The sequence below is a fragment of the Nocardia sp. CC227C genome, assembly GCF_030767025.1.
Classification (GTDB): Bacteria; Actinomycetota; Actinomycetes; order Mycobacteriales; family Mycobacteriaceae; genus Nocardia.
This window is the reverse complement of sequence record NZ_JASITE010000001.1, coordinates 174,477-199,637: the sequence shown is the minus strand read 5'-3', so window position 1 is coordinate 199,637 and position 25,161 is coordinate 174,477. Positions and strand designations below refer to the sequence as shown.

Genomic DNA, 25,161 nt, shown 5'->3' with positions numbered 1-25,161 from the left:
GGGGTTGCCGTGACGTCGAGCGCCAGCTGGGATTGACCTCAAAGTACAATAACGCGGCAGTTAACTGCGCAAGCTCAGCCACGACTTTTCTCCGTGCATGGAAAGGTGTTGGCAGGGCATCGAATTGTCCTCGACTACGGTGAAACCGACGAAGGCCATTCGGGCGGTCCGCAACGGCAAGCACTTCAGTTGCCCGGTACAGGAGGACATATGGCGCTGGAGATTCCGGACGTACTCGAGGAGTCCTGTGCCACTCGCCAGGCGTTGGAACGACTCGCGTCCAAATGGCGGATTCTGGTGATCTACGCCCTGTTGGATGGGCCGCGGCGGCATGCGGAGCTGCGGCGGCGGTTGCCGGGGGTTACGCAGAAGGTGTTGACGGAGACGTTGCGGGGGATGGAGGCGGATGGGCTGGTGGTGCGGCGGGTGCACAAGGATCGGGCGCCGCAGCATGTGGAGTATGCGTTGAGTGAGATGGGGAAGTCGTTGGAGACGCCGTTGGCGGCTATTTGCGCTTGGGCGGTGGAGCAGGCGGAGTCGGCGGGGTAGCCGACTCCGCGGCGGTCAGGCGGGTGCGAAGCACAGAGTGAGGCCGTTGGCGACGCTCGATTTCTGAGTCATGCGGGCGGCGTAGGGGCCGGGGCATTCGGCGTCGTCGGAGTCGTGGCGCGAGGTCACGCGGTACCGCGCGGCCGGGTCGGAGCAGTCGATCGTCGCCGCGCGGGCATCGGTGTTCGCGTCGGGCAGGACGACGCAGTCGCCGGGCGTGGCGTAGCCGACATCGGCCGGGTCGGCGGGTCCAACGCAGAGAGCGACGACCAAGTCCGTCTTGTCGTTGTAACCCATGTAGAAGCCGGTGGCACCGACAACACCGAGGCACTGCGGCGCAGTGGGTTTGGTGTACACGACGCGATCGGTGAGGACGCGGGTGGCGGCGGTGGGTGCGTCACAGGCGACGACGCCGAACATATCGCCGTCGAGACAGTCGCCGGTCTCGGCGATGTTGATCGAGGTGGGGTCGGTGGCGCGGGCACAGAGGACAAGGGCACGGCCGCCCAAAGAGGAATGGGCGTAGGCATATCGGGCTCTGGGGACACCGCGGCAAGCCTGGGCGGTGACGGGGATGCCGGGGTGGAGTTCGGTGGCGAGCACCTCGGCGATGCCCGACTCGGGGGCGCAGGTGACACGGGTGATCGTCGCCCCCGCATCGACGACCGTCACACAGTCGCCGACCTCGACAGAGCCCGGGTCGGCCGTATTGGCTCGAGTGGGGGCCAGGCACAGCACGGTATCCGGATCCGAACCTTCGGCGGCGCGGTCGAGAACGGCGCGGGTGGCGTCCTTGTGCTTCATGCACGCGGATTCCACCGGGTAGACCACGCTTTCGCGCGCGACGATGCGATAGGTAGCGTTGAGTTGCCCGCAGGCGTACTCGACGGGGTTGTCCTGGTCGAGTACCGAGACGCAGTCATCGACGGCCAGGGCGATGGGCTCGGGGCGGGTGAGCACGTAGGTAGCCGAGATGGCGGCCGCGACGAGGACGACGGTGGCGACGAGGGCCGCCCAGATCCAGCGACGCGACCGTGGGGACGGCGTGCCGTTCGGCGCGGGCGGGTAGTGCGGCAGACCGGAATTCGCCGCCTCGGGCGGCGCACCCCAGGGAGCGCCCGGTTGCGGGAACGCCGAATTCGCGTCGTGCGGCTGATATCCGAACTGCTCGGCAGGCGATGCGAACGGTGCGTGCACGCCCTGCGGAGGGTGACCGACCGGCCCGGTGGGCGGCGGGGCGGCCGGGTGCGGTGCGGGCGGCGGGGCGAGCGGGTGTGGTGCGGGCGGGGACTGCGGGATATCCGAGGACGGGGCACCGGACGCCGCAGCCGGACGAGGCCAGACGTTCTGCACCTCCGTCGGATTCTCGTCGAATGGCGATACGGCGGGCGGAATGCCGGTGCCGGATGGTCGGTCGTCGTTGTTCATGGTCGGATGACCCCTCCCCGGGAATGAATGAACGCGGTGCGTCGCGGATCGAAATACGGCTGGCGCGCGTGAACCAGGCGACACGATGTCGCCCGGCGCGCCGGTCATGCGGCTGTGCGGATTCCCTCCCCTGATCCGGATGCCTTTCGGAGTCAAACCGCCTTGCGCACCGGTGTATTCATTCCTGTAATGCTGCGATGAGCCTAGCGTCCGCGTCGAGAACTACGCCACCCATATCGAATGCCGGGACCATCGTGTGGATTTGACCTCAAGTCGACTCGAGGTTTTAGCGTCGTCGGCAGTTGCTCGTCGGCAGAAGGAGTTGGGTCGTGATTCTCGTTACGGGAGCCACCGGCGGTATCGGCGGCGCGTTGCTGTCGGAACTGCGCGAGGCGGGATCGGGGCCGGTGCGCGGACTCACGCGCGACCTGGCCCGAACGTCGTTTCCGGCGGGCGTCGAGGCGGTGGAAGGCGATCTCGCCGAGCCGGTTTCACTGAAACCAGCACTGGAGGGCGTGCGGGCCATGCTCTACCTGTCGCGGTTCGGACCGGATCGGGAGATTCTCCAGGCGGCGCGGCAGGCGGGCGTGCGGCACGTGGTGCTGGTGTCGTCGATTACGGTGCTCACCCATCCGTGGCTGGGGCCCGCCGCAGAGAACGCGGCCGTGGAGCGAATGGTCGAGGACAGTGGAATGGACTGGACCGTGCTGCGCCCCACCCAGTTCGCGTCCAACACCCTCCTGTGGGCGGACGCCATTCGCGCCGGACAACCGGTCGAGGTGCCGTTCGCCGATATCGGGCTGCCCGCCATTCACCCCGCCGATATCGCGGCGGTGGCGCGGGTCGCGCTCACCGATCCCGCGCATCGGGGGCGGGCCTACGCGTTGACCGGTCCGGCCCGGATATCACCGCGCGAGCAGGTGGCGGCGATCGCGGCGGAGCTCGACCGGGAGATCGAGGTCGTCGAGATCAGCCGGGAGCGGGCACGGGCGCGCATGGTGGAGGTTTTCGGCGCGGAGTCGGCGGACGCGGTGCTGGATGTGACCGGCGGGGATGTCAATGACGAGCTGCTGCGGGTGCGCGATACGGTCCAGCGGCTCACCGGGACCGCCGGGCGGACCTACCGCCGGTGGGTCGCGGAGAACGCCGAGGCTTTCCGCTGATCTCGCGGGGTCGCGGCGATGCTGTGGGGTCGCGATGTGGCGCGCGGCCGCGACGACGCGAGGCCGCGACAGCACGAGACCGCGAAACCGCGACAGCACGAGACCGCGACGGACGAGACCGCGGTGGAGCAATCGCCGATTGCTGGACGCAGACTCTGCCCGGCACACGACACCCGCTCTGTCGCAGAGAGTTCGAGGCCACCGCGACGGGCCGTGCCGGGCTCGAGCAGCCCGGCACGGCGATGGGGAACAGCCGGATCAGTGGTCGTGGCCGCCGACCACGCCGCTGAGTTCGTTCGGGGTGCCGTCCAGGGTCACCGAGGCCGCGATGGCGCCCGCGGTCAGGTCGATGCGGTGGATCCGCTGGGTGGCCGGGTCGCTGACGTAGACGTCGTCATCGCGGACGAAGATGGTCGGGCGGGGCTGCTGCCACTCCAGCGGCTCCTCCCACGGGTCGATCACGTCGAAGCTGCGGGTCACCGTCGCGGCGACCGGGTCGATGACGTGGATCTTGCCGTCGGTGCCGAGGACCAGGCCCTCGCCCTGGGGGCCGCGGGCCAGCGAACGGAAGGTGTAGCTGGTGCCGAGCGGGACCAGCTTCAGGCTGGCGTCACGGGTGTCGACGAGTGAGACCTGCTGCGGGCGTTCGAGTTCGGCGTCCTTGTCCTGCTTGTAGTCGCCGAGGGTGATCGGGGAGGCGTCGGAGCCCGCCTGGTTGCCGATGCGGCCGTACGGGGTGGGGCTGGTGACCTTGGTGATGACGCCGTCGCGGTAGATCAGGACGCCGGTCTGGCAGCCGATGACCACGGCCTCCCCCGCGGTGGTGGATTCGCCGTGCACGCCGGGGCAGTCCTCGTTGCGGGCGATCTCCTTGCGGTCGGCATCGAGAACCACGATGCCGGTGCGCTTTTCCTCGGTACCGAGGGTGGTGACCAGTTCTCCGTTGGACAGTTCGATGGCGACGCCGTGGTGGGGCGCGGCGGAGGTGTAGCTCTCGGTGTCGGGCTTGCCCCGCTCCAGGTCGTGCGGGTCGAAGATGGTGACCTCGCCGGTGCCGTCGGTGAACAGGACGGTGCGGTCGGCGTGGCGGACCACGTGGCCGGGTTTCGCGCCGGGGAAGGTGATGTCGGTGAATTCGCCCCGCACGGCGTCGAGGACTCCGAAGCCCTCCTTGGTGGACACCATGACGTGGGTGTCGTCGCCCGCCGGGTTGATGCGGTTGAAGCCGTCCAGCTTCACGTCGGCGCCGACTGTCAGGGTTTCCCCGTCGAGCAGGTAGATGCCGCCGTCGTAGGTGACCGCGAGGGGGTTCGCGATCTCCGGCCGGGCGGACTCCGACTCCTCGGTGCCACAGCCGCTCAGGGCCACCGCCGAGGCCAGCAGGCCGGACAGGACGGCCGCCGACGCGGCTCTACTGCGGGTACTCATGGTTCGTGCTCCTCATCATGGTTGGTGCGCAACGTTTGTCGACGATCAGCGCGGGGTGAGACCGGTGACGATGGCCTCGGTGTTGGCGCGCATCATGTCGAGGTAGGTGTCGGCTCCCCCGCCGGGCGGGGTGAGCGATTCGGTGTGCAGGGCGACGACTTGCACCCGCACACCCGCCTGTTCGGCGAGAACTCGGGCCAGCCGGTCCGGCTGGGAGGAGTCGGCGAAGATGGTCGGCACCGCGGCCGTGCGGACGGCGGTGGCGAGATCGGCCAGGTCGGAGGCGCTCGGGGAGGCCAGCGCGGTACCGCTCGGAATGATCGCGCCGATCACCTCGAACCCGAAACGCTGTGCCAGATAGCCGAATACGTGATGGTTGGTGACCAGGCGACGGCGTTCGGGCGGCAGCGAGGCGAAGCGGTCCGTCATCCAGGCGTCCAGGGCCTCGATCTCGGCGCGGTAGCGGTCGACATTCGCCCGGATCTTCGCGGTGTCGATGCCGGGCAGCGCGAGCAGGCTGTCGCCGATCACGTCGACGGCGGTGCGGACGCGGGCCGGGTCGGTCCAGAAGTGCGGGTCGGGGCCGTCGCCGGTGCGGTAGTCGATCGGGTTCACCCGGTCGCCGACGGAAAGGGTTGGGACACCGGACTCTTCGGCGGCGGTGACGTGCCGCTCCACGCCTTCTTCCAGTCCGAGGCCGTTGTGGATCAGCAGGGCGGCGTGATCGATTCCGGCGGCCTGCTGGGCGGAGATGCCGAACTGGTGCGGATCCGCGCCGGGCGGCATGAGGACGGTGACCTCGGCCGCGTCACCCACCAGCTCCCGGGTGATATCGCCGAGGATGTTCGTGGTGACGACCACCTCCAGGCCGTCCGCGTCGCGGGTGCCGCAGCCGGGCAGCAGCAGGAGGAGCGCGCAGGCCAGCAGGGTGCTCAACAGGGATCTCATCGGCCGGTCTCCACCATGTGGTCGGGGGTGATGTCGAGCGGGAAGGTGCGGGCGCGGCGGAGGTCGTCGCGGTAGTCGATCTCGTGGATCGCCTTGGCGGCGGGGTCGTTGACGTAGGCGCGATTGGTGTCGACCTCGATGACCGGTGCGGCATCACTCGTGATCGGTCCGGAGAGCAGTTGCGCCCGTGCGGTTTCCGCTCCGGTATCGGGGTCGTAGGCGTGCAGGACGCCGTCACCGGTCAGGCCGAGGATCGCGCTCCCGACACCCGCGGTATTGGCGGCCAGCACCGGCCCGGATTCGATGAGATGCCAACTCCGGGCGGCGATGTCGAGCACCCAGATGCCGCGCTCCCCGGCGATCGCGGTGAGGGTGGTGGCCCCCGCGCGGTGGGTGAAGCGGGTGGCGCGCTCGGCGGCGGGCACCGGCTGCGGGTACGGGATCTCGACCGCGGAGAATCGGCCCGCATCGGCGGATACGAGCAGAGCGCCGTCCGCACAACCGAAAACGACTCCCCGGCGGGTGACGGCCGTACCGCTCGGCGCTGAGCATTGCCCTGCGAGCGGCGTGATCTCCCCACCCTCGCGGGCACGGACCTCCACGCGTCCGGCGGATACGGTCACGAGGTGCTCGGCGTACGGGATGGCGAGCCCGTCCACGCTGCCGCGCTCGGCGATGACGCCGGAGTCCAGTTCCGCACGGTCGAACAGCAGTGTCCGCGACGCCCCGAGCAGCGCGGTAATGGCCGTATCACTGTGCGCGGCGACCGCGCCACCGTGCGGCACCTCGCCGATATCCCGGAAAGCCGCGCGGTAGTAGTGCACGTGATCGCCGTGGTCGACGGTCCAGCCGCCGCCGTCCAGCACGCGCGTGGTGTCGGCGGTGACGGGGAAGCCGAAGCGGTCGTCTCCCACCAGGCCGACGATCCCGGGCATCCGGTCGAATTCGGTGATCTCCTCGGTGATCAGATCGATCACCCGCAGCTCACCGTCGGAGCCCGCGACCACCAGCCGCGACTGCGCCGAGTCCATCTCCTCGGCACCCTCGACATACCCGTGCGGCACCTCGGCGGGCGGTTCCGGTTCACCGGGCGCTGCGCACCCGACCAGCACCATCGACAGCGCCGCCAGCAGCACCAGGGCGTTCGCGTTCGGGACGGGCAGTCGAATGGCGCGCGCCGACAACGTGATCCGCAATCGGGAGGCCGCGGCCGACAGGAAGAACAGCCCCACCGCGATCGCGGCGATGGTGGCTCCGGCCGCCGTGCCGGCATGCCAGGACACCAGCAATCCGACGAAGGTGGCGAGGCCGCCGAATGCCACCGCCAGGGCCATGATCACCGGAATCCGGTGCGACCAATAGGTGGCCGCCGCCGGGGGCGCGATGAGCAGGCCGAAGACCAGCAGCGTGCCCACGACGTGGAAGGACGCCACGATGGCGAGGGTGAGCAGGCCGAGCAGCGCCGCCTGCGCCCAGCGTGGACGCAGCCCGAGGGTGTGCGCCGTGCGCGGGTCGAAGGCCAGCGCCACGAACGCGCGGTGCCCCAGCACCGCGATCACCAGTGAGAGTCCCAGCGCCACGGCGAGATACACGAGGTCGACCTCACGGATGGCCAGCACATCGCCGAACAGCAGCGCGGTCACGTCCACGGCGAAGGACTGCGACCGCGACACGATGATCACGCCCACCGAGAGCATCCCCGCGAACAACAGCCCGATGGCGGTATCGGCCGCGAACCGGGTATTGCGGCCCAGTGCCGTCACGCCCGCCGCCATCGCCCCGGCGCTCAATGCCGCGCCCAGCACCAGGTTGCCGCCCAGCAGCGTGGCGATCGCCACGCCCGGCAGCAAACCGTGGGCCATGGCCTCGCCCAGAAAGGCCATGCCGCGCACCACGACCCAGGTTCCGGCGAGCGCGCAGATGCCGGAAACGAGCAGCCCGCCCCACAGTGCTCTCTGCACGAAGGACACCTCGAACGGGGCGAACAGCCATTCCATGACACGGCACCTTATTATGGAAATGATTTTCAGTACAAGTTAGGTGATGAAGTGAAGGATCGCGACAGCCCGGCGGTGCGGCTGCGAGGGCTAACCGCTGGTTATCGATCCCGGGCGGTGCTGCACGAGGTCACGGCCGATATCCCGGCCGGTCGGGTGACCGCGCTGGTGGGACCCAACGGATCGGGGAAATCCACCCTGCTCGGCGTCTTGGCCGGAGTGATCACCCCCTCGGCGGGCACCGTCGAACGCACCGGCAGCCGCCGACCCGCGCTCGTCGTCCAGCAGGGCAGCGTGCCCTCGACCCTCCCGATCACGGTGCGCGAGACCGTGGCCATGGGCCGCTGGGCACATCGCGGACCGTGGCGGCGGCTCACCTCCGGCGATCGGCGCGTCGTGGCCGACTGTCTGGACCGGATGGGCATCGCCCACCTCGCCGCGCGGCGGCTCACCGACCTCTCGGGCGGTCAGCGGCAACGCGCGCTACTAGCGCGCGCCTTGGCGCAGCAGGCGGACGTGCTGCTGCTCGACGAGCCCGCAGTCGGATTGGATATCGAAGCACAGCAACAGATCTCGCGCACGATCCGGGAAACCGCCGCGTCCGGGATCACCGTCGTGCATGCCACGCACGACCGCGCCGAGGCACTCGGCGCGGATCACTGCCTGCTGATGCGCGACGGCGGACTCGCTGACTCCGGAGCGCCGGAACGGGTGCTGGCGATGGACACGGCGTCCGAACCGTCCGCTACCGCCCCCACGCCAGCTTGATCCGGGTGGTGGACAGGAAATCGTCGGTCAGCTCCCGCAGCGCCAGGAACTGTCCCCCGGTCCCGTATTTCTGCCGCAGACTGCCGAAATCGAGGTACTCCGCCGCCGCCGCGATCTGATTCGATTCCGGAATCCGCGTCGGGAACAGGCGCGGCAGACTCCGATCCCGGCGCAGGTCGTCCAGTATGCGCTGATGCACGGCCGAGGAGCGCCGATACTTGGTGACCACCACGCCCAACTCCTCGATGGGAGCGCCCCACCGCGCCGACAGCTGCCGGATTCTGGCCTGTACCGCCGGAATGCCGTAGGTCGACATGAAATCCGGAATGGTCGGGACGAGATAGCCGTCGGCGATGCGCAGGCCGTTCTGGGTGACCAGGCCCAGACTCGGCGGGCAGTCGATCAGCACGTAGTCGTAGTCGAACAACACGCCGCTGAGCGCGTCGGCCAGCACCGCGGTCGGATCCACCGCCGTGACGTGGGTCAGATCATCCTGGAGCGCAATGAGTTTCAGGGAGGAAGGCAGCAGATCCACCGACGTCACGGTGCGCATGGCGGAGACGCGGGGCTGCACCAGCCCGGCCGCGTCGCGGGGGCGGTAGCCCTCCACCACATCACCGAACACCGACGCCAGGGTGTCCGCGCCTCGATCCAGTTCGGCCGCCCGGCGTTCGCCGACCATCATGGTGGTGAGATTGCGCTGCGGATCGAGGTCGACGAGCAGCACCCGCTTGCCGAACTCGGCGGACAGGATCTCCGCCAGGGCCGCGGTGGTGGTCGTCTTGCCCACCCCGCCCTTCAGATTGAAGGTGGCGACCACGTAGGGGCGGCTGCGGCCCGGCACCGGGTTCTGCTCCCAGATGCGTTGCGGGCGTTCGAAGTGCAGGATACGGCCGCTCTTGTCGGGCCACGCCCAGTCGAAACCGCCGGCTTCGGCGAATCCCACCGAGCGCGCACGCTCCCCGGACACCACCTCACCGCGCAACTCCACCAGTTCGAAACCCTTCATCCCATGACCGCCGCGACGATCCGGTTCAGCCTAGTAACCCGGGCCCCCGGCGGCCGGTTACGACACCGGCGGGTTGGAACATCATGCTCTCTATCGTGAGCCAGAACACAAATGAGGATGACCTCAGATCTGCCACAATGCCTCGGTGCGTTATTTCGAGGGTGTGAGCGGCCTGGTGCATTACCGGAGGTGGCCGGTCGAAAACCCCAGGGCGGTAGTCGTTCTGCTGCACGGGCTGGGCCAGCAGAGCGCCGACTACCACCGCTTCTGCCGCTCGGCCAACCGCTCCGGTATCGACGTGTGGGGCATCGACCACATCGGGCACGGCCTGAGCGAAGGCGACAGCGAGGCCATGCCGCCCATCGACGACCTCGCGGCCAATGCGGTGCGGCTCACCGCACTGGCGCGCACCGAACACCCCGAGCTACCGCTGATCATGGTCGGGCATTCCCTCGGAGCCGGTACCGCGCTCATCGCCATGCAGGACCATGGTGCCGTGGTCGACTCGGTGTCGGCCGTGGTGCTGCTGGGATCGCCGGAAAGGGCCGCGATCCTCGACGTTCCGGCCCCGCGGGTGCCCACCCTGGTGCTGCACGGCTCCGACGATCGGCGGGCGCCGATCGCCCCGATCCGGCGGTGGTGCGCGGAGCGGCCGGGCACCCGCATGCGCGAATTCCTCGATGCCGGACACGATCTGCTGCACGAGCCCGGATATCGCGCGGTCACCGAGGCGATTCTGGAATTCGTCCAGGACGCGGTGCGCCGGACCTCGATGCCTGCCCGACGCGTGCCGGGGTTGCCCGCTGTCGCCGTGTGAAGGCAGCCGACCCCGGCCGCTGCCGCCTACATTGCGAATGCCGACCCGGTCCGGCCCGCGCCGACATAGCCCGCTGCCGCCACGCGGTGATGCCGCCCCCGCCGGACATCGCCCACTGCCGCCACGCTGTCGCCGCCCTGCCGGACATCGCCCACTGCCGCCACGCTGTCATCCCGCCCCGCCGGACATCGCCCGACGCCGCCACACCACGCTGGCGAAAGTGCCCCGGTCGCAGTGACCGGGTCGGAAGCCTGTTCCGGCGGCTGGCGAGTGCCTGTGCGGACCGCCGGTCTCAGCCGCGGAACCACATGGGCCGCAGGGTGGGACCGTTCTCCGGCAATTCGATGAGGTCGCCCTCGAGCGCGAACCCGCAGCGCGCGTACAGGCGCGCCGAGCGTTCGGTGCTGGCCTCCAGGTAAGCGGGGACGCCCGCCTCGGAGGCCGCCTCGGCCCGCTCGGTGACGATGGCGGCCCCCGCGCCCTTGCCGCGGTGCTGCGGCAGCGTCACGATGACCTGTAGGTAGCGGTGCGGGAATTCGGTCGGGTGGCTCTGCTCCAGCAGGCCCGACAGCGCCCGCAAACGCCGGAAGGGCGGCAGCGGAGCCTGTTCGTACAGCTCACGCATCTGCTCGGCTTCGCGCTGTACGCGCTCCCGGCCGGTGACGGTCTGCCACAGCGAGACCGCCCAGATCTCGTCCCCGGCCCCGGCGACCCACACCTCGTCCTCGCGCATGGTGCGCTCGATCATCTCCGGCGCGTACTGCGCGCGGAACTGCCGGGAGAGCTCCGGATGCCCCGCCATGATCCAGCTGAACACCACTTCGTCGGCGGTCGCCTCGGCGAAGACCGCCGCCACCCTGTCGAGTTCGTCCAGGCCCGCGCGGCGAACCGTCGGCGTCGTAACCATCTCCGTCGTACCCATCTCTGCGACCTCCCGATCCGAACGGTGTCTTCGAGGGCCAAGGTATGGCGATGCCGACCGGGTTACGACAATTTCGTCACACTGGATGTCGTGATGAAACCAGAGACGCCGGAGTGTGCGGTGTGCGGCGAGACGATCACACATCCGCCCCGGGGACGCCGCCGCCGGTACTGCTCACGGTCGTGTCAGGCGCGGGCCTACCGGGCCCGGTCGCGGCCCGTCGCGCCACCGCGTCGCACCCCGCCGCGACGGCTCACCACCGTCGCCGTGGTGCGCGCGGCCGTGGAACTCGCCGATCGGGAGGGCCTGGAGGGGCTGTCCATGCGCCGCCTCGCCACCGAACTGGGCGTGGCGACCGCCAGCCTGTACCGCCACTTCCCCGACCGCGACACCCTGCTCGCGGAGATGGCGGAATTGACGCTCGCCGAAACCCCGCCGCCCCCAGCCGATCTCACCGGCTGGCGGGACGGGCTCGGCTACGAGGCGCTCGGCGAATGGCAGCTCTACCGCCGCCACCCCTGGATGCTGCCCGTGCTCGCGCAGACCCGCCCACCGCTGGGGCCGGCCCTGCTCGATTCCCTGGAGCGCGCCTTCACCGCCCTGTACCGGCCGGGTATGACGCGGGAGAGCATGCTCACCGTCTATCTGTCGGTATCCGGCCTGGTGCAGGGGCTGGCGCTGCTGCTCACCTCCGAGCGCGCCCCGCTCGGTCCGCAGACCACCGCCGAGGACGTGGTGGAGATGGTCACCCCCGAATCCCACCCGATGCTCCTGCACTACTTCGAAAGCGATGCCGGGGGCCTCGATCTGGACCTCGACCGACTGCTCCGGGATTGCCTCACACTGCTGTTCGAGGGCATCGCCGCCCGGCACTACCCCACCGAACACGCGCGCGGCGGAGCATCCAACCGCTAGGACGCGGCGGTCGAGTCCGCGAAGTCCAGGTATCGGGGTGGGACCTCGGCCACCAGCCAGACACCATTGCCGGTGACGAAGAACTCGTGGCCGTCGCGGTGCATATCCGCCGCCGCCACGGTGAGGACGGCCGGGCTGCCGTGCCGTGTGCCCACGGTGCGGGCGGTGGCCGGATCGGCGGACAGGTGCACGGCATGGCGGCGCATGGGGAGCAGACCCCGCGACCGGATCAGTGGGAGGTTCGATCGGGCGGTGCCGTGGTACAGCCGCGCGGGCGGCGCGGCCGGGGCGTAGCCGAGATCCACCGGAACGGAGTGCCCCTGCCGCGCCCGGATCCGGGTGCCGCTCGCGTCGAATTCGAAGCGCCGCTTGCTGTTCTGCTCGACGACGAGGTCGAGCTGAGCGCGCGTGAAACCTTTGCCGTGCGCGGCCGCCTGTCGTAGCAGCGCCGCGACGGGCACCCAGCCCGCCGCGTCCAGGTCCAAGCCGATGGCCTCGGGGTGATGCCGAAGCCAGTTCGACAGCCGCTTGGACGCTTTCACTATGTCCCTGTCGTTCATGGTCCCGATCACGGTCGCATACCGAGCGGCGCGGCACCAGGCAATAATGCCGTGCCGCGCAGCCCCGAACTACCCGCCGGAACCCGGTGCCGGGTCGTCGGACAGCGGCTGCTCGGTGTAAACCGCGGCGGTCGATACGGTGCGGGAAGCGTTGCCGCCCGAGGGTCGTGTGCCCGTGGGCTCGGTGCCGGGTGACGCCATTGTCGACAGACAATCGTTCAGTCGCGCCTGATCCGAAAAGTCCCATGCGAGGTGTTACGTTACCCGTCCGCAATTCGACAGCAATCCGAACCGTCGCGCCCGGCACGCCGGTCCACGCGGCGCGCAGTAACGTGGCAGCCATGACAGCTGTTGCAGATCGTTCGCTCGGACCGGAGTTGGTACGCACCGTAAGCATCGGCGAGGCCGATGTCCTCGTCATCGGACTCACGAGTTCCGACGACGGACCCGCGATCGCCCCGGCGGACGCGTTCGGCGACGTACTCGATGCCGACACGCGCGCGACTCTGCTGGCCGCGCTGACCGCGGTCGGAGCCAAGGGCAAGGCCGAGGAGCTGACCCGGGTGCCCGCGCCCGCCGGACTGGGCACCGACAGTGTGCTGGCGGTCGGGCTCGGCGCGCTCGACAAGGTCGACGCGGAGCAGATCCGCAAGTCGGCCGGTGTCGCCGGGCGGGCGCTGAGCGGGGTCGGCACCGCCGTCACCACGCTGTCCGGGCTGGACCTGGGCGCGGCGGCCGAGGGCTTCTACCTGGGCGCGTACACGTTCACGCCGTACAAGGGGAAGTCCGCGCCGAAGCCGGAGGAGATCCCCGTCAAGCGGGTCGAATTCCTGGTGCCCGATCCGGGATTCGGCGAGGAGGCGCTGCAGCGCGCCCAGGCCGTGGCCGAGGCCGTCGCCACCGCACGGGATTTCGTCAACACCCCGCCCAACGACCTGTTCCCCGCCGAATTCGCCGACCGCGCCGCGGAATTGGCCAAGGCCGCCGGACTCCAGGTGGAGATCCTCGACGAGCAGGCCCTGGCCGACGGCGGGTACGGCGGCATTCTCGGCGTCGGCAAGGGCTCCTCGCGACCACCGCGGCTGCTCCGCATCACCTACGCGGGCGGCGACAAGAAGGTCGCGCTGGTCGGCAAGGGCATCACCTTCGACACCGGCGGCATCTCCATCAAGCCCGCGCAGAACATGGAGAACATGACCTCCGATATGGCGGGCGCGGCGGCGGTCATCGCCACCACCCTGCTCGCCGCGCGGCTGAGCCTGCCGGTCACCGTCACCGCGACCGTGCCCATGGCCGAGAACATGCCCTCGGCAACCGCCCAGCGACCGGGCGATGTGCTCACCCAGTACGGCGGCACCACCGTCGAGGTGATCAATACCGATGCCGAGGGTCGGCTCATCCTGGCCGACGCCATGGTGCGCGCCGGTGAGGACGAGCCGGACTACCTCATCGACGTCGCCACCCTCACCGGGGCGCAGATGGTGGCCCTGGGCACCCGCACCCCGGGTGTCATGGGCACCGAGGAGTTCCGCGACCGGGTGGCCCGCCTGTCCCAGCGCGTCGGCGAGAACGGCTGGCCCATGCCGCTGCCCGCCGAACTGCGCGCCGACCTCAACTCCAAGATCGCGGACCTGGCCAATGTCACCAACCATCGCTGGGGCGGCATGCTCTCGGCCGGACTCTTCCTGAAGGAGTTCGTGGCGGACGGGTTGCAGTGGGCACACGTCGATATCGCCGGACCGTCGTACAACACCGGCGGGCCCTTCGGATACACCCCGAAGGGCGGCACGGGCGTCCCGGTGCGCACCCTCATCGCGACCATCGAGGACATCGCCGCGGAATAGCCGCATCCGCGCGGTGGGGTCCAACGACCCCACCGCGCACGGGCAAACCGGCTGTCGGACGGTCGATTACGGCCGTGCAATAATCCGGACCGATGCAGTCGACGGGCGGCTCCACGGTCCGGGCCGTTCGGGAGGGACCTCAATGGCCACACGCGCGCTCACCCAGCAGGACTTCCGCCAGGTGGTGGCGAGCAATCACATAGTGCTGGTGGACTTCTGGGCCGACTGGTGCGGATGGTGCGAACGCTTCGCACCCGTCTACGACGCGTCCTCGGTGACCCATCCGCAGATCGTGCACGGCACCGTCAACGGGGAGACCGAACCCACGCTGGCCGCCATGGCCGAACTCACCGGCTACCCGACCATCATGGCCTTCCGCGAGGGGCTGCCGGTCTACAAGCACGCGGGCTACCTGACCGCCGCGCAGCTGGAAGACGTGGTGCAGCAGGTCCAGTGGATGGATATGGACGAGTTCCGGCGGCAGGCGGCCGAACAGCTCCGACAGCAGCAGGCCGCGCAACAGCAGGCCCCCGCCGCCGAGACCGCGGCGGCCCCGGTCGCCCCCCGCGCCGGCATCGCAGGCGGGCCGCCGCAATACGGCTGGCCGGGCCTGCGCACGCGGTGAACCTTCAGTCGTCCGCGAGCATGGCGCGCCGCCGCTCGATGCGGCGGCGGGCGTCGTAGTCGCGCATCCGCTGCGGGTACCCGACCTTGCGCACGTCGTAGACGGGAATGCCGAGTTCGTCCGACAGCCGGTGCGCGCCGCGCTCCCCCACCACCCGGCGGGTCCATTCGCCGTCGTGGGCCACCAGCGCCACCGACACGTCCGTCACCGTCGTCCGCGGTTCCACGAACGCCTCCACACCCCGGTGGGTGCGCGTCCACTCCCGCAGATAGGCGAAGTCCGCCGTGCGCGCACGGCCGCCACCCCGCAGCCGATCCAGGAATCCCATCCGGCATCCTCCTCTCCGGAACCTGGAAACGGGAGCCTGGAAACTCTCCCGTCCACTATCGATACTGCCAGCACAACGCCAGGTGGGACCGACTCCACAGCGAATACACAGCCGCGACTCAGGCGCGTGGGAACGGCACACCCCCCGAAACCGACTCGTCCACGCCGAAGTTGAGGCGAACCGGCAAGCGCGCGGCGTCGGCCCTGTCGGGAACATTCCCAGGTAGTGGGAAGAGTGGAGATCGAATTCTCGTATCACAGCGCCCGCGCGCGGTGAGTTGTGACACGCGCGATCGGCTATCACCGCTGCTCGCCGCGTCGCCGTGCCCGCTCACGGCGGCGTCGTCCGTCCCGCGAGGCGGACGCAACGGCCGCCCTGTGACACGCCGCACGCGCGGTAGTGCAAGGATGGGTATCCGGAACAACAACCTACGGATCTCCGGGGCCACAGAATTGGCTGTGGCTGTACGGGACCCCGCGACCCGCGGTGGAGACCCGCCGAGAGAACGAACTGTTTAACCCGACGAGCAGTCAGAGGAGTCAACGGACATGGCCTTCTCCGTCCAGATGCCGGCTCTTGGTGAGAGCGTCACCGAGGGCACTGTGACCAGGTGGCTGAAGCAGGAAGGAGACACGGTCGAGGTCGACGAGCCGCTGCTCGAGGTCTCCACCGACAAGGTCGACACCGAGATCCCGTCGCCCGTCGCGGGCACCCTGCTGGAGATCACCGCGCAGGAAGACGACGTGGTCAACGTCGGCGGTCAGCTCGGCGTGATCGGCAGCGGCGCACCGGCTTCCGCGCCCGCCCCGGCCCCGTCCCCGTCTCCCGCCCCGGCCCCCGAGCCGAAGCCGGAACCCGCTCCGCAGCCCGCCGCCGAGGCACCGAAGCCCGCGCCCGAGCCCGAGCAGAAGCCCGCCCCGGTCCCCGCCGGTGCGACCCCGGCCGAGGAGCCCTCCGGCAACGGCGGCGGACCCTACGTCACCCCGCTGGTGCGCAAGCTCGCCGCCGAGCACGGCGTCGACCTGGCCTCGGTGAACGGCTCCGGTGTCGGCGGCCGCATCCGCAAGCAGGATGTGCTCGCCGCCGCCGAGGCCAAGAAGGCCCCCGCCCCGGCCGCCGCCCCGTCGGCCCCCGCTGCCGCCGCGCCCGCCGCCACCGCGGCCCCGCGTCCGCAGCTGGCCCACCTTCCGGGCACCACCCAGAAGGCCAACCGCATCCGGCAGATCACCGCCACCAAGACCCTGGAGTCGCTGCGGACCACCGCGCAGCTCACCCAGGTGCACGAGGCCGATCTCACCAAGATCGCGGCGCTGCGGGCCAAGGCCAAGAACTCCTTCCAGCAGCGTGAGGGCGTCAAGCTCACGTTCCTGCCGTTCTTCGCCAAGGCCGCCATCGAGGCGCTGGGCGTGCACCCGAACGTGAACGCCTCCTACGACCAGGAGAAGAAGGAGATCACCTACCACTCGGTGGTCAACCTCGGCATCGCGGTCGACACCGAGCAGGGTCTGCTGTCCCCGGTCATCCACAATGCCAACGACCTGTCCCTCGCAGGACTGGCCCGGGCCATCGCCGATATCGCCAACCGGGCGCGCAATGGCGGCCTCAAGCCGGACGAGCTGTCCGGCGGCACCTTCACCATCACCAATATCGGTTCGCAGGGTGCGCTGTTCGACACCCCGATCCTGGTACCGCCGCAGGCCGCCATGCTCGGCACCGGTGCGATCGTCAAGCGCCCCATGGTGATCAGCGACAACGGCAGTGAGGCCATCGGCATCCGCTCCATGGCGTACCTGCCGCTGACCTACGACCACCGGCTCATCGACGGCGCCGACGCCGGCCGCTTCCTCACCACCATCCGGCACCGGCTGGAAGAGGCGGCCTTCGAGGGCGATCTCGGCCTGTAGCCATGAAGGTCGTGGTGGCCGGGTCCTCCGGGCTGATCGGGACGGCACTGGTCGCGGCACTGCGCCGCGACGGACACGAGGTGGCGCGCCTCGTGCGCCGTCCCGTGCGCGCCCGCGACGAGTTCTCCTGGGACCCGGCCCGCGCCGACCTGGACCAGCGCGCGCTGCGCGATGCCGACGCCGTGGTGAACCTCTGCGGCGCGAGCATCGGGCGGCGGCGCTGGACCGGCAGCTTCAAACAGGAACTGCGCGACAGCCGCATCATCCCCACCGATGTGCTGGCCTCGGCGGTCGCCACCGCCGGGGTGCCGACGCTGGTGAACGCCAGCGCCATCGGCTACTACGGCATGGACACCGGCGACCGCGTGCTCACCGAGAGCGACCCCGCCGGAACGGGATTCCTGTCGGCGCTGTGCCGGGACTGGGAGGCCGCGACGCAACCGGCCGTCGCGGCCGGAGCGCGCACCGTGCTGCTGCGCAGTGCGGTGGTGATGTCCGCGCACGGCGGCATGCTCGGCATGCTGCGGCCGCTGTACTCCCTCGGACTGGGCGGCCGCATCGGCAACGGCCGCCAGTACATGCCCTGGATCTCGCTCGACGACGAGATCGGCGGCATCGTGCACGCCCTCACCCAGCCGGCCGTCTCCGGCCCGGTCAACATGGTCGGGCCGGCACCGGTCACCAATGCCGAGTTCAACCGGGCCCTGGGCCGCGCGCTGCACCGGCCCGCCCCGTTCGTCGTGCCCGCCTTCGCACTGCGCCTGGCCCTCGGCGAATTCGCCGACGAGGCCGTGCTGCACGGCCAGCGCGCGATTCCCGCCGTGCTCGAGGCGAGCGGCTACACCTTCACCCACCCCACCATCGGCGCGGCGCTCGCCGCCGTCAGCGACCGCTGACCCTGGCCGGTGCCACCACTGGGGCGTGCCCCGTTTCGCACGGCTATAGCCCGGGTAACCCGCCAGTAGCTACCATGGATAACCCCACGTAAGACCCGTTGCTGTTAGTAAGCGGGCCGCCGAGCGAGACGGGCGTGACCGCCATGTTCAAAACCATCGATGTCAAGTTGATCGCCGGCGAATTGGTTCTCACTCTCGCCATCCTCACCGCCGGGTATTCGATTCCGGACTTCGACAACCCGTTCCGATGCGTGCCGCATCTGGGCGACACCACCGAATTCCTCGCCTGCCTGGACCGATAACCGGGCGAGATCGGCGTCACAGCACGGCGCTGGCTACCGTGGACGGGTGAGCGACGCCCCATCCCCCACCGTGCTCGCACCGGCCGACCTGCTGGTGCGCGACGCACGCCCGAGCGATCTGCCGGAAATCCTGGCGATCCACAACCACGCCATCGCCGAGACCACGGCCATCTGGGACACCGAACCCGCCGATCTCGACGAGCGCGCGGCCTGGTTCCGGACCCGCACCGCTGCGGGATGCCCCATCCTGGTCGCCGAGATCGACGGCTCGGTCGCCGGATACGCCAGTTACGGGCAGTTCCGGCCCAAGTCGGGCTACCGCTTCTCCGTGGAGAACTCGGTGTACGTCTCCGACCGGTTCCACCGGCGCGGCGTGGCCACCGCACTCATGGGCGAACTGCTGGCGCGGGCGCGACGGGGCGGCGTGCACGCCGTGATCGCCGCCATCGAATCCGGCAACACCACCTCCATCGCCCTGCACGAGAAGTTCGGATTCGCGATCGTCGGACAACTGCCCGAGGTCGGGCACAAATTCGGCCGCTGGATGGATCTGACACTCATGCAACTCGTGCTCGGCGATGGCGTAACGTCACAGGCGTGAGCGAGCGCACCACCCCCGCCCCGAGCACCCCCGCCGCAACCTCGGCCACCGGCGTCTCGGCCCGCTACGACAGCACGCCGCTGCTGGTCGAGGATCTGGGCCTGATCGACTACACCCTCGCCTGGGACCGCCAGCGCGCGATCGCCGCCGAACGCGCCGAGGGCATCGGCCGGGACCGGCTGCTGCTGCTCGAACATCCGTCGGTCTTCACCGCGGGACGCCGCACCGAACCCGAGGACATGCCGATCGACGGCAGCCCGGTGATCGAGGTGGACCGGGGCGGCAAGATCACCTGGCACGGGCCCGGCCAGCTGGTCGGCTACCCGATCGTGCGCCTGGCCGAACCCGTCGACGTGGTCGCCTACGTGCGGCGGCTCGAGGAGGCCATCATCCACGTGTGCGGGCAGCTGGGACTGCACGCCGGTCGCGTGGCGGGGCGCTCGGGTGTGTGGGTGCCCGCCAACGACTTCCAGCCCGAACGCAAGATCTCCGCCATCGGGGTGCGGGTGCAGCGCGGCGTCACCCTGCACGGGGTGTCGTTCAACTGCAACTCGGCGCTGGACGGTTTCCAGACGATAGTGCCGTGCGGAATCCGCGATGCCGGGGTGACCACGCTGACCCGGGAACTGGGGCGCGAGGTGACCGTGGCCGAGGTGCGGCCGCTGGTGGCCGACGCCATCGCGCGGGCCCTCGATGGGGAGCTGCCGGTGAGCGAGCACATCGTCGCCCGCGACACCACCGAGGCGGCGGCCCGGCCGAACCCGAAGTCGACCTCCGCACCGGCCGGTCCGGCGAAAGTCGAGGCCTGAGGGCCCTCCACGGGCCGAAGATCACGAGCGTAGAGTCGAAGAAGTGACCTCCGTCGACACCCCGACATCGAACAACCCGACCGCAGCTGACCCTGCAGCGGGCTCCGCGGCACCCTCCGCGGATACGCGGGCTTCCGCCTCCGAGCGCGTCGCTCCGCCCGCCGGCCGGAAACTCCTGCGCATCGAGGCCCGCAACGCCGAGACGCCGATCGAGCGCAAACCCAAGTGGATTCGCACCCGCGCCACCATGGGTCCGGAGTACTCCGAGCTCAAGGGGCTGGTGAAACGCGAAGGGCTGCACACGGTCTGTGAGGAAGCGGGCTGTCCCAACATCTTCGAGTGCTGGGAAGACCGCGAGGCCACCTTCCTGATCGGCGGCGACCAGTGCACCCGCCGCTGCGACTTCTGCCAGATCGACACCGGCAAGCCCAAGGCCCTGGACCGCGACGAACCGCGCCGCGTGGCCGAGAGCGTGCAGGCCATGGGGCTGCGCTACTCGACCGTCACCGGTGTGGCCCGCGACGACCTGGACGACGGCGGCGCGTGGCTGTACGCCGAAACCGTGCGCGCCATCAAGCGGCTCAACCCGCACACCGGCGTGGAACTGCTCATCCCCGACTTCAACGCCGACCCGGATCAGCTGGCCGAGGTGTTCTCCAGCCGCCCCGAGGTGCTCGCCCACAATGTGGAGACGGTGCCGCGCGTGTTCAAGCGCATCCGCCCCGCCTTCCGCTACGAGCGCTCCCTGGCCGTCATCACCGCCGCGCGCGAGGCCGGGCTGGTCACCAAGTCCAACCTCATCCTGGGCATGGGCGAGACCCCGGAAGAGGTCACCCAGGCCATGCGGGACCTGCACGAGGCGGGCTGCGACATCCTCACCATCACCCAGTATCTGCGCCCCTCGCCGCGCCACCATCCGGTGGACCGCTGGGTCAAGCCGGAGGAGTTCGTCGAGCACTCCCGCACGGCCGAGGAGATCGGCTTCGCCGGCGTCATGGCCGGGCCGCTGGTCCGCTCCTCCTACCGTGCGGGGCGGCTCTACGCCCAGGCCATGAAGCACCACGGCCGTGAGATCGCGCCGGAGATGGCGCATCTTGCCGAGGAGGGCACCGCCTCCCAGGAGGCCACCTCGGTGCTGGCGCGCTTCGGTTCCTGACCGCGGCACAGCGAACGAATCGACGATGGCCGAGACGGTGTCCGGGCCATCGTTCGCATCCAACGCACGATGGCGTATCCGCCGATTCGTGGACGCGATCCGCTCCCTGGTGGGAAGCTCGAAGTACCGCACGTGGCGACCAGGGGAGCGAGCCAGATGGTCGAGAAGACGAGTGCGTCGGCAGGCGCGAACGGCAGGGCAGTGACGGCCGACCGGCCGGAGGACATACGCAATGTGGTGCTGGTAGGGCACAGCGGGTCCGGGAAGACCACGCTGGTGGAGGCGCTGGCGGTGGCCACGGGGGCGGTGCCCAGATGCGGTCGCGTCGAGGACGGGACCGCGGTCTCCGACTACGACGACATCGAACAGCGACAACACCGCTCGGTGCAGCTGTCGGTGGTGCCGATGGGGTGGGGGCAATACAAGATCAACCTATTGGACACCCCCGGCTACGCGGATTTCGTCGGGGAACTGAGGGCCGGTCTGCGCGCGGCGGACGCGGCCCTTTTCGTACTCTCCGCCGCCGCCGGGGTGGAGGGGGTGAGCGGGCCGACGCTGGCACTGTGGGAGGAATGCGCCAGAGTGGGCATGCCGCGCGTCATCGTGCTCACCCACCTCGACACCGCGCGCGCGGATTTCGACGAGATGACCGAGACCTGCCGTGCCATCCTCGGCGACGGAGCCTCGGAATCCATACTGCCGCTGCATCTCCCGGTCTACGGCGAGAAGGCCGCCGACGGCCACCGCCCGGTGCTGGGGCTGATCGACCTGCTCTCCCAGCACGTCTACGACTACTCCGCCGGTGCGCACACCGAAACCCCGGCCACCCCGGAGCAATTGGCGCAGCTCGAGGAGGCGCGCAACCGGCTCATCGAGGGCATCATCGCCGAGAGCGAGGACGAGACCCTCATGGACCGCTACATCGGCGGCGAGGACATCGATCTCGACACCCTGGAGGCCGATCTCGAAAAGGCGGTCGCACGAGGCAGTTTCCATCCCGTCCTGATCGCCGCGCCGCCACCGGAGGGGGCACGGCAGGGCCTGGGCACCATGGAGATCCTGGAACTCGTCACCCGCGGATTCCCCACGCCCGCCGAACATCCCGTGTCGGCGACCGGCACCACCGGCGGCACGCCCGAGCCGCTGGTGTGCGATCCGAAGGGGCCCTTGGCCGCCGAGGTGATCCGCACCTCCTCCGACCCGTATGTCGGCCGGATGTCGCTGGTGCGGGTGTTCTCCGGCACGCTGCGCGCCGACGACACCGTGCACGTGTGCGGGCACGGACCGTCCGAGACCGCCAACCACGACGCCGATGAGCGGGTGGGGGCCGTCTCCGCGCCGTTCGGCAAGCAGCAGCGTCCGCTCGGTCAGGCCATCGCGGGCGATATCGCCTGTGTCACCAAGCTGTCGCGCGCCGAAACCGGCGACACGCTTTCGGCCAAGGACACGCCGCTGCTCATCGAGCCCTGGGCCATGCCGGATCCGCTGCTGCCGGTGGCCATCGCGGCGCATTCCAAGGCCGACGAGGACAAGCTCTCCCAGGGTCTGAGCCGGCTGGTGGCCGAGGATCCGACGGTGCGGCTGGAACAGAATCCCGACACCCGGCAGCTGGTGCTGTGGTGTCTGGGCGAGGCGCACCGCGAGGTGGCGCTCGAGCGCCTGCGCACCCGGTTCGGGGTGCAGGTCGATGTGGTCGAACACAAGGTCGCGCTGCGGGAGACGTTCGCCGGCGCCGCCACCGGCCGCGGTCGGCATGTGAAGCAGTCGGGCGGACACGGCCAGTACGCCATCTGCGAGATCGAGGTGCAGCCGCTGCCGGAGGGGTCCGGTATCGAATTCGTGGACAAGGTGGTCGGCGGCGTCGTGCCGCGGCAGTTCATACCCTCGGTGGAGAAGGGGGTGCGGGCGCAGGCCGCGCGCGGGGTGGTGGCCGGATACCCGCTGGTCGACGTGCGCGTGACCTTGTACGACGGCAAGGCGCACTCCGTCGACTCCTCCGACGCGGCCTTCCAGACCGCGGGGGCGCTCGCCCTGCGCGAGGCCGCCGCCGCGGCCCGCATCAGCCTGCTCGAGCCCATAGCCGAAGTGCTGGTGGTGGTTTCGGACGACTATGTGGGACCGGTGCTCGGCGACCTGTCGAGCCGCCGCGGCCGGGTGCTCGGCACCGAGCCGATCGGGCGCGGCGGCCGCACCGCGGTCAAGGCCGAGGTCCCCGAACTCGAACTGAGCCGCTACGCCATCGATCTGCGCTCGCTGGCCCGCGGCGCGGCCGACTTCACCCGCCGCTACGTCCGGCACGAGCCTATGCCCGCCCAGCTCGCGGAGGGGTTGCGCGACCGGACCACGGCACACACCTGACGGTCGGCACACGGCCGGAGTCCCGGGCCGTGGCGACGGGGCCACCGTCGCGGCAGTAGTGCTGGCACCACCGCAGCAGTGGTGTCCGCCGGAGCTCGGATTCGGGTGTTCACCGCAATGCCGGGACAGCCGTGGCTTCCCTAGCCTCGACCGGGTAGGCGGGAACGTCTGATCCCGCTCCCCGATCAGGAGGAATCCATTGCGCAGTAGGGCAGGTCGACATCACACCGGATTTCCGGGCGCACAGGCCGTGATCGGCGAACCAGCTGTCCACCACCGGGAGCAGGCCGACGCGGTGGCACTCGCCGACGAGCCAACGGTGTGTGCGGCATGACCTTCGGAAAATGGCTCGCCGCGGCATGTATGGTGCTGCCGTTCGGGCTCGGCTGCGCCACCACGGCTGCCACCGACAACGAGCTGGACCGGTACCACGGACAGCGGCTGGAGTGGAAGTCCTGCGACGAGCAGCGCCTCGACGAGGCCGGGGCGCAATGCGCCGACGTCACGGTCCCGCTCGATTACACGGAGCCGGACGGGTCGACCACGACCGTCGCCATCTCGCGCATCGCCGCCGATCCGGCGCGGCAATACGGTGTCATGCTGTCGAATCCGGGCGGGCCGGGCGGGAGCGGCCTGGACTTCATGGTGGATGTGGCGGCGGCCATGACGCCCGAGGTGAAGGCGAGCTACGACCTGATCGGCATGGATCCGCGCGGGGTCGGGCGTTCCGCGCCGGTCCGGTGCGACTGGCCGCGCGGGATCGGGCTCCAGGCCGCGGGGCCGGACGCGGCGAGCTTCGCGGAATCCGTGGCAGCACAGGCGGAACTGGCCGTCCGCTGCGCCACGGCCGAGGGAGAACGGTTGCGGCACATCACCACCCGCAATACCGCGCGCGATATGGATGTGATCCGCGCGGTGCTGGGGGTCGAGCGGATCAACTACTTCGGCACCTCGTACGGCACCTATCTGGGCGCGGTGTACACCCAGCTGTTCCCGGAGCGCGTGGACCGGATGGTGCTGGACAGCGCGGTCGATCCGGAACGCTACGGTCCGGTGGACATGGTGCGGGATATGGGCCCGGCCAATGAGGCGGCGCTGGATCTGTGGGCGGACTGGACCGCCGGACACGACGGCGACTACCACCTCGGGAGCAGCCGCGAAGAGGTGCGCGCGAGCGTGCTGGAGCTACTGCGACGGTCGGGTGAGCAGCCGATCCGGATCGGCGACTTCGCGGTGAGCGCGCACGAACTGCCGTTGGTGCTGTTCACCGGTCTCGACGACCCGCGGCAGTACGCGATGGTCGCCGAACAGGTGGCCCAACTGCGGGACGCGGCCGACGGCCTGCCGGTGGCGATCACGCCGGAATTGAACGAGGCCCTCGCGGTCATGCTTTCCGCTGAGCCGGAGGACAGTTCGGCGCAGATGGCGATCATGTGCGGGGATGCGGACGCACCGCGCGATCCACTCTGGTACTGGAACAACCTCGAGCGGTCGCGGACCACGGCGCCGGTGTTCGGGTCGTTCACCGACAATGTCACGCCCTGCGCCTTCTGGGCCGCGCCCGCGGAACCGCGCACGGTGGTGGACAACTCGGTTCCCGCCCTCATCGTGCAGTCGACCGGCGACACCCGCACGACCTACGCCAATGCGGAGGGCATGCACCGGGCACTGTCGGCGTCACGACTGGTGACGCTGCGGGATGTGCCGATTCACTGGATCTTCGGCCGCTATCCGAACACCTGCGTCGACAACGCGGTGAACACGTACCTCCGCGACGGCACCCTGCCGGAGTCGGATATCACCTGCGCCGCCGACTGAGGTCGAGGCCCGAAAC

23 protein-coding genes are annotated in these 25,161 nt (G+C 69.9%); 15 read left to right on the top strand and 8 right to left on the bottom strand.

From position 1 onward, the window contains the following. Window positions 1–210 precede the first annotated feature (210 nt). Window positions 211–549, top strand: coding sequence for a helix-turn-helix domain-containing protein (locus QMO76_RS00905; RefSeq protein ID WP_306359191.1), 339 nt, complete (start codon window positions 211–213; stop codon window positions 547–549). Window positions 550–564: 15 nt separating this feature from the next. Here QMO76_RS00905 and QMO76_RS00900 read toward each other — a convergent pair whose 3' ends face one another. Continuing rightward, on the bottom strand, window positions 565–1,977 hold the full coding sequence (locus QMO76_RS00900; RefSeq protein WP_306359190.1) for a hypothetical protein: 1,413 nt from the start codon (window positions 1,975–1,977) through the stop codon (window positions 565–567). Between the two features lie 329 nt (window positions 1,978–2,306). Here QMO76_RS00900 and QMO76_RS00895 point away from each other — a divergent pair, with 329 nt between their 5' ends. Then, a complete protein-coding gene (locus tag QMO76_RS00895; RefSeq protein ID WP_306359189.1) occupies window positions 2,307–3,140 on the top strand; it encodes an SDR family oxidoreductase in 834 nt (277 codons plus the stop codon). 258 nt (window positions 3,141–3,398) lie between these two features. On the opposite strand, the gene aztD is transcribed toward QMO76_RS00895, so the two are convergent. Genes aztD through aztB form a run of 3 tightly spaced genes read right to left on the bottom strand, consistent with a single transcriptional unit; the run spans window position 3,399 to window position 7,513 of the window. Next, the gene (gene aztD, locus QMO76_RS00890; protein WP_306359188.1) at window positions 3,399–4,568 is read right to left on the bottom strand and encodes a zinc metallochaperone AztD; all 1,170 of its coding nucleotides are present in this window, start codon (window positions 4,566–4,568) and stop codon (window positions 3,399–3,401) included. Window positions 4,569–4,613: 45 nt separating this feature from the next. After that, window positions 4,614–5,516, bottom strand: coding sequence for a zinc ABC transporter substrate-binding protein AztC (aztC, locus tag QMO76_RS00885; protein ID WP_306359187.1), 903 nt, complete (start codon window positions 5,514–5,516; stop codon window positions 4,614–4,616). Next, window positions 5,513–7,513, bottom strand: coding sequence for a zinc ABC transporter permease AztB (gene aztB, locus QMO76_RS00880; protein ID WP_306359186.1), 2,001 nt, complete (start codon window positions 7,511–7,513; stop codon window positions 5,513–5,515). Before aztB ends, aztC begins: the two co-directional genes overlap by 4 nt. Window positions 7,514–7,564: 51 nt before the next feature. Here aztB and aztA point away from each other — a divergent pair, with 51 nt between their 5' ends. Further along, the gene (gene aztA, locus QMO76_RS00875; protein WP_306359185.1) at window positions 7,565–8,281 is read left to right on the top strand and encodes a zinc ABC transporter ATP-binding protein AztA; all 717 of its coding nucleotides are present in this window, start codon (window positions 7,565–7,567) and stop codon (window positions 8,279–8,281) included. Here the strand turns inward: aztA and QMO76_RS00870 are convergent. Further along, window positions 8,259–9,290, bottom strand: a complete 1,032-nt coding sequence (locus tag QMO76_RS00870) for a ParA family protein (protein WP_306359184.1) — start codon at window positions 9,288–9,290, stop codon at window positions 8,259–8,261. The genes aztA and QMO76_RS00870 overlap by 23 nt on opposite strands. Window positions 9,291–9,435: 145 nt before the next feature. Here QMO76_RS00870 and QMO76_RS00865 point away from each other — a divergent pair, with 145 nt between their 5' ends. Continuing rightward, entirely contained in the window at window positions 9,436–10,107 is a 672-nt protein-coding gene (locus tag QMO76_RS00865; protein ID WP_306359183.1) for an alpha/beta hydrolase, read from the top strand. Between the two features lie 292 nt (window positions 10,108–10,399). Here QMO76_RS00865 and QMO76_RS00860 read toward each other — a convergent pair whose 3' ends face one another. Further along, window positions 10,400–11,029: a GNAT family N-acetyltransferase gene (locus tag QMO76_RS00860; protein ID WP_306359182.1), complete on the bottom strand. Its 630-nt coding sequence runs from the start codon at window positions 11,027–11,029 to the stop codon at window positions 10,400–10,402. A gap of 93 nt (window positions 11,030–11,122) precedes the next feature. Between QMO76_RS00860 and QMO76_RS00855 the strand changes: the two genes are divergently transcribed. Beyond that, window positions 11,123–11,944 (top strand): TetR/AcrR family transcriptional regulator, encoded by an 822-nt coding sequence (locus tag QMO76_RS00855; RefSeq protein WP_306359643.1) that lies wholly within the window; start codon window positions 11,123–11,125, stop codon window positions 11,942–11,944. Here QMO76_RS00855 and QMO76_RS00850 read toward each other — a convergent pair. Then, a complete protein-coding gene (locus QMO76_RS00850) occupies window positions 11,941–12,504 on the bottom strand; it encodes an RNA 2'-phosphotransferase (protein ID WP_306359181.1) in 564 nt (187 codons plus the stop codon). The genes QMO76_RS00855 and QMO76_RS00850 overlap by 4 nt on opposite strands. A 341-nt stretch (window positions 12,505–12,845) precedes the next feature. Here QMO76_RS00850 and QMO76_RS00845 point away from each other — a divergent pair, with 341 nt between their 5' ends. Beyond that, the gene (locus QMO76_RS00845) at window positions 12,846–14,348 is read left to right on the top strand and encodes a leucyl aminopeptidase (protein ID WP_306359180.1); all 1,503 of its coding nucleotides are present in this window, start codon (window positions 12,846–12,848) and stop codon (window positions 14,346–14,348) included. Window positions 14,349–14,490: 142 nt separating this feature from the next. Next, window positions 14,491–14,973 (top strand): co-chaperone YbbN, encoded by a 483-nt coding sequence (locus QMO76_RS00840; RefSeq protein WP_306359179.1) that lies wholly within the window; start codon window positions 14,491–14,493, stop codon window positions 14,971–14,973. 4 nt (window positions 14,974–14,977) lie between these two features. Here QMO76_RS00840 and QMO76_RS00835 read toward each other — a convergent pair whose 3' ends face one another. Continuing rightward, entirely contained in the window at window positions 14,978–15,301 is a 324-nt protein-coding gene (locus tag QMO76_RS00835) for an oxidoreductase (protein WP_306359178.1), read from the bottom strand. A 548-nt stretch (window positions 15,302–15,849) separates the two neighbouring features. Here QMO76_RS00835 and sucB point away from each other — a divergent pair. The 8 genes from sucB (at window position 15,850) to QMO76_RS00795 (ending at window position 25,145) form a co-directional block, all read left to right on the top strand. Continuing rightward, window positions 15,850–17,205, top strand: a complete 1,356-nt coding sequence (gene sucB, locus QMO76_RS00830) for a 2-oxoglutarate dehydrogenase, E2 component, dihydrolipoamide succinyltransferase (RefSeq protein WP_306359177.1) — start codon at window positions 15,850–15,852, stop codon at window positions 17,203–17,205. A 2-nt stretch (window positions 17,206–17,207) separates the two neighbouring features. Continuing rightward, entirely contained in the window at window positions 17,208–18,101 is an 894-nt protein-coding gene (locus QMO76_RS00825) for a TIGR01777 family oxidoreductase (protein WP_306359176.1), read from the top strand. Window positions 18,102–18,235: 134 nt separating this feature from the next. Continuing rightward, entirely contained in the window at window positions 18,236–18,403 is a 168-nt protein-coding gene (locus tag QMO76_RS00820; RefSeq protein ID WP_306359175.1) for a hypothetical protein, read from the top strand. A gap of 88 nt (window positions 18,404–18,491) precedes the next feature. Beyond that, on the top strand, window positions 18,492–19,004 hold the full coding sequence (locus QMO76_RS00815) for a GNAT family N-acetyltransferase (protein WP_306359642.1): 513 nt from the start codon (window positions 18,492–18,494) through the stop codon (window positions 19,002–19,004). Then, a complete protein-coding gene (gene lipB, locus QMO76_RS00810; protein WP_306359174.1) occupies window positions 19,001–19,813 on the top strand; it encodes a lipoyl(octanoyl) transferase LipB in 813 nt (270 codons plus the stop codon). The genes QMO76_RS00815 and lipB overlap by 4 nt, the downstream gene beginning before the upstream one ends. A gap of 43 nt (window positions 19,814–19,856) precedes the next feature. Beyond that, entirely contained in the window at window positions 19,857–20,969 is a 1,113-nt protein-coding gene (gene lipA / locus QMO76_RS00805; RefSeq protein WP_372341864.1) for a lipoyl synthase, read from the top strand. Between the two features lie 156 nt (window positions 20,970–21,125). After that, window positions 21,126–23,327: an elongation factor G-like protein EF-G2 gene (locus tag QMO76_RS00800; RefSeq protein WP_306359173.1), complete on the top strand. Its 2,202-nt coding sequence runs from the start codon at window positions 21,126–21,128 to the stop codon at window positions 23,325–23,327. Window positions 23,328–23,657: 330 nt separating this feature from the next. Beyond that, window positions 23,658–25,145 carry an alpha/beta hydrolase gene (locus tag QMO76_RS00795; RefSeq protein ID WP_306359172.1) on the top strand — a complete coding sequence of 496 codons (1,488 nt, stop codon included), beginning with the start codon at window positions 23,658–23,660 and terminating at the stop codon, window positions 25,143–25,145. Window positions 25,146–25,161: the final 16 nt, after the last annotated feature.

Coding starts and splice junctions, on each gene's coding strand:
- QMO76_RS00840 (WP_306359179.1), top strand. CDS start 14,491: ATGGCCACACGCGCGCTCACCCAGCAGGACTTCCGCCAGGTGGTGGCG.
- QMO76_RS00860 (WP_306359182.1), bottom strand. CDS start 11,029: ATGGGTACGACGGAGATGGTTACGACGCCGACGGTTCGCCGCGCGGGC.
- aztD (WP_306359188.1), bottom strand. CDS start 4,568: ATGAGTACCCGCAGTAGAGCCGCGTCGGCGGCCGTCCTGTCCGGCCTG.
- QMO76_RS00905 (WP_306359191.1), top strand. CDS start 211: ATGGCGCTGGAGATTCCGGACGTACTCGAGGAGTCCTGTGCCACTCGC.
- QMO76_RS00850 (WP_306359181.1), bottom strand. CDS start 12,504: ATGAACGACAGGGACATAGTGAAAGCGTCCAAGCGGCTGTCGAACTGG.
- QMO76_RS00845 (WP_306359180.1), top strand. CDS start 12,846: ATGACAGCTGTTGCAGATCGTTCGCTCGGACCGGAGTTGGTACGCACC.
- QMO76_RS00900 (WP_306359190.1), bottom strand. CDS start 1,977: ATGAACAACGACGACCGACCATCCGGCACCGGCATTCCGCCCGCCGTA.
- QMO76_RS00835 (WP_306359178.1), bottom strand. CDS start 15,301: ATGGGATTCCTGGATCGGCTGCGGGGTGGCGGCCGTGCGCGCACGGCG.
- aztC (WP_306359187.1), bottom strand. CDS start 5,516: ATGAGATCCCTGTTGAGCACCCTGCTGGCCTGCGCGCTCCTCCTGCTG.
- sucB (WP_306359177.1), top strand. CDS start 15,850: ATGGCCTTCTCCGTCCAGATGCCGGCTCTTGGTGAGAGCGTCACCGAG.
- QMO76_RS00825 (WP_306359176.1), top strand. CDS start 17,208: ATGAAGGTCGTGGTGGCCGGGTCCTCCGGGCTGATCGGGACGGCACTG.
- QMO76_RS00795 (WP_306359172.1), top strand. CDS start 23,658: ATGACCTTCGGAAAATGGCTCGCCGCGGCATGTATGGTGCTGCCGTTC.
- QMO76_RS00870 (WP_306359184.1), bottom strand. CDS start 9,290: ATGAAGGGTTTCGAACTGGTGGAGTTGCGCGGTGAGGTGGTGTCCGGG.
- QMO76_RS00855 (WP_306359643.1), top strand. CDS start 11,123: ATGAAACCAGAGACGCCGGAGTGTGCGGTGTGCGGCGAGACGATCACA.
- aztB (WP_306359186.1), bottom strand. CDS start 7,513: ATGGAATGGCTGTTCGCCCCGTTCGAGGTGTCCTTCGTGCAGAGAGCA.
- QMO76_RS00800 (WP_306359173.1), top strand. CDS start 21,126: ATGGTCGAGAAGACGAGTGCGTCGGCAGGCGCGAACGGCAGGGCAGTG.